Genomic DNA, 9,724 nt, shown 5'->3' with positions numbered 1-9,724 from the left:
AGAATTTGGACTGGCTCTGGCGAGCGTGGCACTCGGAGCGGCTGCGATGGGGGCTTCGCTATTTGCACGCAAAACTGTTGCTAGAGATTCCAGCGACGCAAAACAGATGAGGGGGCGCCTGCTGCAGAAGGCAGCATAGCCTTTGCGCCCGAGCTGTTCCACAGCGGCTTCTCGTCTTTACTCTTCGGCCGATACGTGACCCTAACCTGCTGTCGACTTATTGGATCCGAAGATGCGCACTTGGCAAGAATTACCGACATGATATCACCGACAGTCAATCAAGCTGCTCTGGCACCACTAAAACAAGTCCAAAAGATACTGAACGATGGGAACCCCGATAACGACTCGGCCGTATGTGGTAAGCTAGATGACTTTATCGCAAATGTAAATGCCAAGTTAAGTTCGGGCAAACTGACTCCAGAACAAGCAGCCGGGTTCATTAGCGATGCTAACGCAATAAGACAAGCTACAGGCTGCTAGGGCCCATTCCCTCTTCCTTTTTTTGCTATTTGAACTTAGGAGCTACTTACTGACACCCTTTGCTCATATTTCAGATACCAGTCATAACCAGCGACCAACGACAGTACATAGTATGAGAATTCTAGAAAGCCAATGACTAATTGTCCTTACCGGTCCTCGGGCCGAGTAGTACGTTCCGAACATGCCTAGCACACGTAATCACTACTTTTGCTAATCGGCTCCTTAGGGCCCGATAATCTGTATGAAAAGCTACCTGATAATGCGCGCAATTTGAATCCACCCATGTTTTTCATCCTTATACCATGTCGTTCTGGGAATCTTACCCAATGTATCGCGGTAATACAAACTGTAATACGCATGGTCTTACCGGGTTTTACCGCGGTTTTACCATGTAATATGGAAAGACCAAGTATCTAGGCGCCTTCGCGCCATAGCTGACAGGGCATTTTGCCACTCTTTTTCAGATTACGTAGAAGTGATAGAGAGTAAGGGAGGAAAAAAAGAGTCGGATATTCCTATGGCAACTATGGCGCGAGATTACGGACTCATAACGTGGCTTGCGCAATATGCAGTAATTGTCAACTCAGTCCTATTTTTTGTATTGTCTTCAAGAGGGAATGCAGTTGGGTAATTTGGACTTCTGAACAGGTATTGTGATACATTACTTTTAGTAACTTGTTTATTTCTGCAAGGTCTTTAAATGTGAAAATGTCCTCGATTACTTTCGCAAGCAGAATAGGCTCGAACGGTTTTTCAAGGATCGATACCACTTGACCGATCTCTTGAACAGAAGCCTTCAATGTCTCTCTTGCACAGGCAGTTATGAAAATTATCCTTTGGTTCGGTCTTAGCTCGATTATTACCCCTGCTGCCTTCACACCATCCATTTTAGGCATCCGATGGTCCATTACGACCACATCAAATGGATCAGCATCGGGCCCTACCCTTGCCAACTCTTGTTTGAAAACATCGACGCATTCTCTTCCGTTATACGTACTCGTAACTGTATGTCCTCTGGATTCCAACGCGACTCGATATAGCTTAATTATTAATATGTCGTCGTCAGCGATGAGAACATTCATTCGTTTAATACCCAACATTTCTGGATATACACATCAATGTGTGGCATCTCCTTACATAGATTGGACCTTCCACAATATTTTTTAAGGTTCTAAAATGGACTGCATTGCATACGACACAGAACATTCGTCGTATTGGTTGCATCATTTTCTCTAGTGTTTTTTTGCTTTTAAATGACGCCGGAACTAACGTAGGAACAAATGGTTTCCCTCAGACAACAGACGCGCCCGAGTACCGAACAAAGAGTGGCCACGTGCCTCCAATTTCACTTCTGTTTCACATCAGAACTTTTTGCTTCAGATAGGGGTTGTAAGACGCCATTCTTAAGGCGTAATACCCCCCACCTACTCATCCGTTTTCAACGAGCTTGATGAGCTCCTTCGGTTCAAATGGTTTTTGCAAGATCTCTACGCGGTAACGCTCACTGACAGAGTCCTTGGATTTACCGATGTGAGCGGCCGCAAACGCCAGCCGCTGCCTCTTGTTCATGGCAAATATTTCCTTTGCAGCTTCGACGCCATCCATCCTGGGCATCCTACAATCCAAAATGACGATGTCAAACGGTTCGTGCCGAGAGGGTTCTTTGTCGAGCTTGTTCACCGCGTCCCTGTACGTCCTGACGCATGCTTCACCATCACGGGTAATCACCACAGTGTGACCCTTGAGTTCAAGCGCGATACGGCACATTTTAGCCATGTCGCCGTTATCCTCCGCAACCAGCACTTTTGACTTCATATCAAAAGGTGCTTTGTAAATGTATAAGGTTTGATGGGTGTCAGATTAGATTACATGCACAAAGAGCTGAGATCGTCGTGGCTACTGATATTTTCAAAGCTCGTCTGCGGCTTTGCATCATAAGGATCGCCGAGTTCTATTTCTGCGTTCGTAGGTATCTTCTTAATCTCTTGACGAGAAGTTTGGCCACGTCTTCGCCAAAATATCAATTGTCCATTCCTTCAAATCCATCGGTGGTGCTGGAAAGCTTAATCAACGGACAGGTCTAGACACTCCGATCCTTTATCTTTTCACGAACTCGCCTTATTGGATGGATTCAACATTTCTCAGACACTGGTAACTGATGGTGTTCTAGCTACCCAGCTCCGCTAACTTGAATGGGAGTCCGAATGTGGGGTCCTAATTTCTTGTATCATTCGCTCAAGCGCCGCCGAAGATGTTCTATATCCCCACTCTCCTCCTTCCGAATAGAAAATCCCGCAATCAAAGCAGTAGAGGAAGTTTCCCCGGTTGGTCATTACAAGGACGTTATTGTTCGTACGGTCGCGTGGGCAAGGGTAACTCTCTAGATCTACCGGCCATAAACCAAAGACGTTAGTCATGTCCCCATCCATGGAGATAAAATATGGCGGAATTTCTGTGTGAGAGCTCACTACCTATTGCTCCCTCCTCATTGTCTAGAAAAATAAGAATGGGCGGTACTAGATAAACATCAATGCGTAAGTGGACGTTCCAACAAGCTTGAAAATTAGCCCTGTGAGAGCCGCTAACTCAAGATTGTTAGTTTGCTGCGACTGGTCTTGAGAAAGAGCATGATTGCAAGTCCTACGTAAAGAAGCAATCCAAAAAGCGCAAGCTGTGTCTGCGGGGGGAACCCCTAGTGCTCGAGGCAAAAGACTCCGAAAAGTCCGAATCTTCCAAGGGCAGAAGTGAAATGTCTAGTGCTAGACATCCGACAATTGACGATTGAACTAGTTCACTCGTCACCTGGGAGCTCGAAAGAGGAGGCGCGGGCGTTCTTATCGAGGTGTACGACCACGTCCTAAAATTATGGCCGAATTATTACTCCATTCTTGTCAAAATAAGCCCTTTTATTATGCGGCGCAAAACAAATCTCTCGCTTGAAGATAGGCGTCGTCTCTCACATCGTGCTTGACACAATAAAGAGCGGAGGCGGCGCCGTAGAAAGCGTGGGCGGACCTGCCTGCTATTGCGGAATAACTGCAAGGCGGTTTGGGTTTGACGTGGAACTTGCGACAAAGGTCGGCAGCGATTTTCCAGACAGCGCACGAAATATCCTGCGCGACAACAACATCACGCTGCAAGAGCGCAACGTTACAGATGGCGGAACCACCCGGTTTACGCTTGAAACTGACAGCGAGCCGCGGCGACTGATACTTCAGTCAAGATGCAATCCTATTTCAGAACAGGACATCGCAGACATGAAAGTTGATTGCTGGCTTGCAAGCCCAGTCATCGACGAAATACCTCCGGCTGCGCTTGAAGCGATAAAGAAAAACCGTGGCAAAAAGAACTTTGTGATGCTCGACCCACAGGGCTACATGAGAAACGTGGGCCATGCCGGTCAGATTACGCTAAAAGACGCTCTTGACCTCGACCTTGCAGGGGTCACCGCGGTCAAGGCAGACAGGCAGGAACTGACGGCGCTCACGGGTGGCCTTGAGGGCGTAGACGGCATGAAGGCATTGCAGGCAAAGGGGGTAGAGTTTGTCGTTGCTACCGAACATAGAATCATCCAGATGTTGCACAAAGACATGCACTACTGGATAAAACTGCGCGACATCGATACGCCGGACGCCACGGGCGCGGGCGATATAATTGCGGCCGCATTTACATGTGCATTGATAAAAGAGAAGGATCCGCTGTGGGCGCTGTGCTTTGGCGCCGGCGCGCTCCGCGCGGCGCTTGAAACGGGCGAAACCGGCCTTGCCAAGATACCAACAATGTCCAAGATAGAGTCAAGCGCCTCGTACTTTTACAACACGGTCGGCTTCAAGGACGTCTGACCTAGCTTTAAATCAGGCGTTGCGCCTACACAGGCGTTCAATGAGGGTAGCGCTTTGGGGCGTTGACTCGAGGGATGGCGGCCTTTTGTCCAAGATGAAAAAGACACTTGAAGCGCTTGGCGTCCGGTCGCAGATAATGAACGACGACTACAAGGCGGCGTCCGAAGTCGACATGGTGCTGGTAGCTGGTGGCGACAGGGGAATACTCAACTACTTCCACAAGGTAGAAGCTGCTTCTGCGCCGGTGCTAGGGATATACGAGACCGATTCGACCGGCTTTCTTGCGCAGCTTGAAGTGCGCGACCTTGAACCGGCGACACGCAGGCTCAAGAGGGGCGAGTACGAGGTCGACGAAGTCATGCGGCTTAAAGTCAGGGTGGACGGCAAGGAGGTAGAGCCGGCGCTCAACGATGTCGCAGTCTTCCCGGGCAAGAGTGCAACTTTGATGGAACATGTCTTGAAGATAGATGGCAAGGACATCTGGCATGACCAGAGCGACGGCGTCATCATTTCTACGCCGACGGGCTCAACTGCATATACCATGTCTGCAGGGGGCCCGATGGTGCTGCAGAAATCGCAGGTATTCCTGGTAGTTTCCGTGAACTCGCTTGACAACACCAGAAGGCCGCTTGTAGTCCCGAGCGGCGCGAGGATAGAGATAGCCGACATCACCAGCCGTTATCACTGCGAAGTCGTGCTTGACGGCGGCAGGCGCGTCAGGATAAAGAACTTGCTTGAATGCCTTAAACACGAGTACCCTGCAAGGCTCGTCAGGATGGCCGGCGACCCGGCCGCGTCGCTCATGGCAAAAAAGGTCCAGCTGGCAGAGGACATGTTGAAAATGCCACCAAGCGCAAAACTTATACTAAAGACGCTAGAATACGAGGGCGCGCTTAGCCAGAAAGAGCTTGCGTCAAGGACCATGCTGCCAGAACGCACCGTCAGGCTGTCGCTTTCGCACCTCATTGACGGCGGATACGTCAAGAAAAAGACTTCGCTGCGAGACGCCCGGCAGAGAATTTACGAGCTCAAGATCTAGCGGCCGCTTTTACGAATCCTTCAAAGGCTTGCTCGGGCTTACCAGGCCTGCTTGAAAATTCTGCGTGGTACTGCACGGCAAAGTAGAACGGGTGCTTTGGTATCTCTAGTATCTCCATGCGCTTGCCCGAGTCAGAGTGTGCAGAAAGCACGAGCCCCCCCTTTTTCACCGCGCCTAGGTAGTTCTGGTTAAACTCGTAGCGATGCCTGTGTCTCCTCCTTATCGAATTTGCGCCATACAGTTTGTGTGCAATGGTTCCCTGCTCGACTGCGATGTCGTGGCCTCCAAGGCGCATCGTGCCCCCCATGTCGTGCACGCTTCTTTGCTCCGGCATAAAGTCCACGACGGGGTGTTTGGTGTGCGCGTCAAGCTCGGTCGAGTTTGCGCCGGAAAGGCCGCAAACATGTCTTGCAAACGCGACTATGGCGAGCTGGAACCCAAAGCAGATGCCAAGGTACGGTATCTCGTTTTCGCGCGCAAAGCTTGCCGCCGCGATTATCCCCTCACTCCCGCGCTTGCCAAAGCCACCCGGCGCAAGTATGCCGTCATAATCGCCAAGCGACGCTACCTTTCTCTGCGCGCCATCCTCGAACTTTTCCGAGTCTATCCAGTCGATCTCGACTTTTTTGCCGATCTTGGCGCCTGCATGAGAGAGCGCGTGGTAAACGCTGACATAACTATCTGGCAGCGTCACGTATTTTCCGACGACTGCTATCCCGACATCACCCTTGTAGTTTGAAAATGAGCTTGCTATTCTTTTCCAGTCTCCCCATCGTGGCTTGCTCCTTTTTAGCGTTAGGCTTTTTGCCACGACCTTGAGCATCTTCTGGCTTTCAAGGACTTCAGGAACTTTGTAGATGGATGGTGCATCGTGGCACGAAATGACGTTCTCCTGGTCGACGCTTGCAAAGAGCGAGATCTTACGTCTTGCGTCCGTGGTAAGCGGCGTTTTGCACCTAACCGCCAAAATGTCTGGCTGGATGCCTATCCTGCGAAGTTCCTGCACGCTGTGCTGCGTCGGCTTGGTCTTTTGCTCGCCCACGACGTCAAGGACGGGCGCAAGCGTGACGTGTATGAAAAGTGTGTTTGACCTGCCCACCTCAAGGGCCATCTGCCGGAACGCCTCGAGGAACGGCAGGCTTTCGATGTCGCCCACGGTCCCGCCGCACTCCACAACCATGATGTCCAGCTTCTCCTTTTCTGTGGTCTTTTTCAAGTTCTCCTTTATGGCGTCAGTAACGTGAGGGATTATCTGGACGCATTGGCCAAGGTACTTGCCTTCCCGCTCTGCTTCTATCACGTCCAGGTATATCCTGCCTGTAGTGATGTTGTGGTCCTTGGTCATGGAAGTGTCGATAAAGCGCTCGTAGTTGCCGATGTCCATGTCGCATTCGCCGCCGTCGTCAGTCACGAACACCTCGCCGTGCGCCACAGGGTTCATTGTGCCGGCGTCATAGTTGACGTACGGATCGATTTTAACACAGGACACGTTATATCCAGCAAGCTGCAAGAGTTTGGCAGTCGAGGATGTTGTCACGCCCTTGCCCAAGCCCGACATGACGCCTCCGGTCACGAAAATGAACTTGGGCCTCGACTGCACATTAGACTTTTGAAGCGCGCCTTTTTATTCCTTTTCGCGCTATCTTAATAAGAACAAGATGAGAAGTACCCGCGTTTTCTGACAAATGAGTGAGGATAGGCAGCGCGGCAAGTCGGCAATTGACGCCGCGCACGCCGACGCGTCGAGGGAGGACGAGGCCAAGATAGGGGCCAAGATCTCTGAAATCTACAGCGTCGACAGCGAGGAAGCAGCAGAGATCCACGCAAACTACCACGCCAAGAGGATCTTTGGCGGGCTTGAGAGGCGCGCCCGGGAAAACGGCATGACAAGCGAGGCGCTTGCTGAAAAGACGCAGCACCTAGGCATACACGAAGCGGCGTACCAGGTTGCAACCGGCCAATTGGCAGAGGCGGCGGCAGTCGACATCCTGTTCCGGAACCTCTACATTATTGAAAGCCGGGGCGACGACAACGACAGGTACGTCAACTTTTACGGCTGACCCGTGTAGCCGACGTCTCTGAAAAACTGCACGAGCCTTGCCACGTACTCGTTTTCAAGGTCAAGGCCATACAGCATGTTTGCGTACTTTGTTTCCCTGACCCAGCCTATCTCCACTAGGTCGTCTAGGTTGCTCTTGATATCGTCGCGCTTCAAACCCGTCTTTTTGTGCAGGAGATATATCGTCGCCATCTTGTTTTCCTCGGCAAGCGCCTTGAGTATCTTTATTTTGCCAATGCTCCCAAGGCCCGACTCTATCGCTCCCTTTCGGCTCATTGCTTTATCCTGCCAATCAGCACCGGCTCAAGTTCAGCAAGCGACGCGCCGTGCAGGCCAATCTCCTTTAGCGAGCGCATTTCGACCAGCCGGCGGGCCTTCAGGTCGTCGAGGTAGTCCTCGACTTCTATCTTCTTGATTCCCAGTTGCTCCGCAAGTTCCACCGCGTGCAGGCGCACGTCCTTTAATTCAACATACTGCTTCTTCTTGCTCTTGAGCGCCCTGACGACTGCGACAAGGCTGATGACGTGGTTCTTTGACAGCTGCTCGATTTCTTCTGTCGTTATTGTTGGGTTGGTCTGGCCGTGTACCTTGCGCACGTGCTCTAGAGTCACGCGGTTTTCGCCCTGCGACTCTGCCAAGTTGCCTGCATACAGGAGTAAATCAAGCGCGTAGCGCACGTCGCCGTTCACCTCTACAGAAGTCGTTATCTTGGCCACCTTGTCGATGACATCGGAGCCTATGGCCTTTGGGTTGAACGCCTGCTCACACCTGCTTGCAAGTATGTCGCTTGCCTGCTCCAACGTATACTGAGAAAATTCCATAGGCAGCCTGCCAAACGTGCTCAGTTCTGCAGGATCGAGCTTTGAGTAAAAGTCTGTGCTCCTTGCGATGAACACCACTCCCTTGACGTTGCACGGCTTTTCGGGCTCGAACTCGTTGAGCCTGGTCAGGTCGTAGACGAGGCTCGAGTCCTTGCTCGTTTTTATCAGGTAATCTATCTCATCCATGACGATGAGCGCGTACTGGTTGTTGTCACGCAGGTACCTTAGCAAATAGCGCAGCATCTCTTCAGCACTCAGGCCTTGCGACGGCAGGTCCGGCGCTAGACGCTCGAGCAAAAAGCGGTAGATGGCAAACTTGTTTCCGCCCTGCAACTTCAGGTTGATGTACGCCGTCTTTAGCTTGTGCCGGTTCTTGGCAAACTTTTCTTCAAGCATCTTTGTGGAGCGGATGACAGTCGTCGTCTTGCCGATGCCTGCGACCCCTATCACCTGCAGGATTGTCAATGGAAACCTGTCAGGGTTTCCTGCAGCGCCGGAAAACACGTGCTGCATCTGCTTCACTTGCTCCTCCCTGTGCGGCAGCTCCTCCGGGACGAACCGTGGCGACAGCTTGGATCTATCCAGAAATACCGTGCTCTCGGGCATCGCTACTATTTGGCGGTCACGTCGGTATATATCGATATAGAATTAATAGCCGCAATCACGTGCACAGTTTTGCATGAGCAGGTTTGCCAAGGCCGGGAACACCGTAGAGCAACTGGTCGAAAATTCCTTCAAGGCGATAGACGAGGGCGTCTATGACCTGGAGAGAGAGCTGTCACACGATGCCATCAGCCTGAAAAAGGCGATACTTGCCTGCCCGCACGCTCCCCTAATAACTGAGGTCAAGTTCTCGTCGCCTTCGCGCGGACAGATCCGCACCTTTGACACGCCAGCAGAAATCGCGCTTGCGATGGAAGAGTCAGGGGCCACGGGACTGTCGGTCCTGACCCAGCCGTACATGTTTGACGGCTCCGTCCATAACCTGCTTGCAATAAGAAAGGCAGTAGCAATACCGCTCCTCATGAAGGACATAGTTGTAAGCGACGTCCAAGTCGACGCGGCCAAAAAGGCCGGTGCCGACTGCGTGCTTCTCATAAAGGTGGTGTTTGACCGCAACCTTGCAGAAGTTGACATGGACCGGCTTTATAACCGCGCGACGAAAAAGGGGCTGCAGGTGTTGGTGGAAGCGCACAGCGGCCATGAATATGCCGACTGTCTAAAAGCGCGGTACGAGCTTGTAGGTATCAACAATCGCAACCTGTCAGACCTTGCAGTCGACATTACAAACACCGAGCGACTGATAAAGAAACACGGCAAAGGCGCAAGCGTCATAATAAGCGAGAGCGGCATTTCAAAACCCACAGACATTCAGTACTTGAAGAAGGCCGGTGCCGACGCGTTCTTGGTTGGGACGAGCATCATGGAGACCGGCGACATTGGCGCCAAGGTGGCGGAACTCTACAACGCCCTGTGAATATTA

General features: G+C 51.6%; 9 protein-coding genes. 4 read left to right on the top strand and 5 right to left on the bottom strand.

The features are described from left to right. Positions 1 to 1,058 precede the first annotated feature (1,058 nt). Both VGA14_RS01700 and VGA14_RS01695 read right to left on the bottom strand, forming a co-directional pair. Positions 1,059 to 1,562 carry a response regulator gene (locus VGA14_RS01700; protein ID WP_331002012.1) on the bottom strand — a complete coding sequence of 168 codons (504 nt, stop codon included), beginning with the start codon at positions 1,560 to 1,562 and terminating at the stop codon, positions 1,059 to 1,061. Positions 1,563 to 1,908: 346 nt separating this feature from the next. Then, positions 1,909 to 2,295 carry a response regulator gene (locus VGA14_RS01695; protein WP_331002011.1) on the bottom strand — a complete coding sequence of 129 codons (387 nt, stop codon included), beginning with the start codon at positions 2,293 to 2,295 and terminating at the stop codon, positions 1,909 to 1,911. A gap of 1,121 nt (positions 2,296 to 3,416) precedes the next feature. Between VGA14_RS01695 and VGA14_RS01690 the strand changes: the two genes are divergently transcribed. Next, positions 3,417 to 4,322 carry a PfkB family carbohydrate kinase gene (locus VGA14_RS01690; RefSeq protein WP_331002010.1) on the top strand — a complete coding sequence of 302 codons (906 nt, stop codon included), beginning with the start codon at positions 3,417 to 3,419 and terminating at the stop codon, positions 4,320 to 4,322. A gap of 40 nt (positions 4,323 to 4,362) precedes the next feature. Further along, a complete protein-coding gene (locus tag VGA14_RS01685) occupies positions 4,363 to 5,361 on the top strand; it encodes a sugar kinase (RefSeq protein ID WP_331002009.1) in 999 nt (332 codons plus the stop codon). Here VGA14_RS01685 and VGA14_RS01680 read toward each other — a convergent pair. Continuing rightward, the gene (locus tag VGA14_RS01680; RefSeq protein ID WP_331002008.1) at positions 5,351 to 6,961 is read right to left on the bottom strand and encodes a CTP synthase; all 1,611 of its coding nucleotides are present in this window, start codon (positions 6,959 to 6,961) and stop codon (positions 5,351 to 5,353) included. The genes VGA14_RS01685 and VGA14_RS01680 overlap by 11 nt on opposite strands. Positions 6,962 to 7,046: 85 nt before the next feature. Here VGA14_RS01680 and VGA14_RS01675 point away from each other — a divergent pair, with 85 nt between their 5' ends. Then, positions 7,047 to 7,421: a hypothetical protein gene (locus tag VGA14_RS01675; protein ID WP_331002007.1), complete on the top strand. Its 375-nt coding sequence runs from the start codon at positions 7,047 to 7,049 to the stop codon at positions 7,419 to 7,421. On the opposite strand, the gene VGA14_RS01670 is transcribed toward VGA14_RS01675, so the two are convergent. Both VGA14_RS01670 and VGA14_RS01665 read right to left on the bottom strand, forming a co-directional pair. Next, entirely contained in the window at positions 7,412 to 7,696 is a 285-nt protein-coding gene (locus VGA14_RS01670; RefSeq protein ID WP_331002006.1) for a hypothetical protein, read from the bottom strand. The genes VGA14_RS01675 and VGA14_RS01670 overlap by 10 nt on opposite strands. After that, positions 7,693 to 8,847: a Cdc6/Cdc18 family protein gene (locus tag VGA14_RS01665; protein WP_331002005.1), complete on the bottom strand. Its 1,155-nt coding sequence runs from the start codon at positions 8,845 to 8,847 to the stop codon at positions 7,693 to 7,695. Before VGA14_RS01665 ends, VGA14_RS01670 begins: the two co-directional genes overlap by 4 nt. 73 nt (positions 8,848 to 8,920) lie before the next feature. Here VGA14_RS01665 and VGA14_RS01660 point away from each other — a divergent pair, with 73 nt between their 5' ends. Next, positions 8,921 to 9,718, top strand: coding sequence for an indole-3-glycerol-phosphate synthase (locus VGA14_RS01660; RefSeq protein ID WP_331002004.1), 798 nt, complete (start codon positions 8,921 to 8,923; stop codon positions 9,716 to 9,718). The last annotated feature ends 6 nt before the right edge of the window (positions 9,719 to 9,724 follow it).

It is taken from the genome of Nitrososphaera sp. (assembly GCF_036397675.1).
GTDB lineage: Archaea > Thermoproteota > Nitrososphaeria > Nitrososphaerales > Nitrososphaeraceae > Nitrososphaera.
Note: the sequence above shows the minus strand (reverse complement) of the source record. Positions and strands in the feature narration are given on the sequence as shown.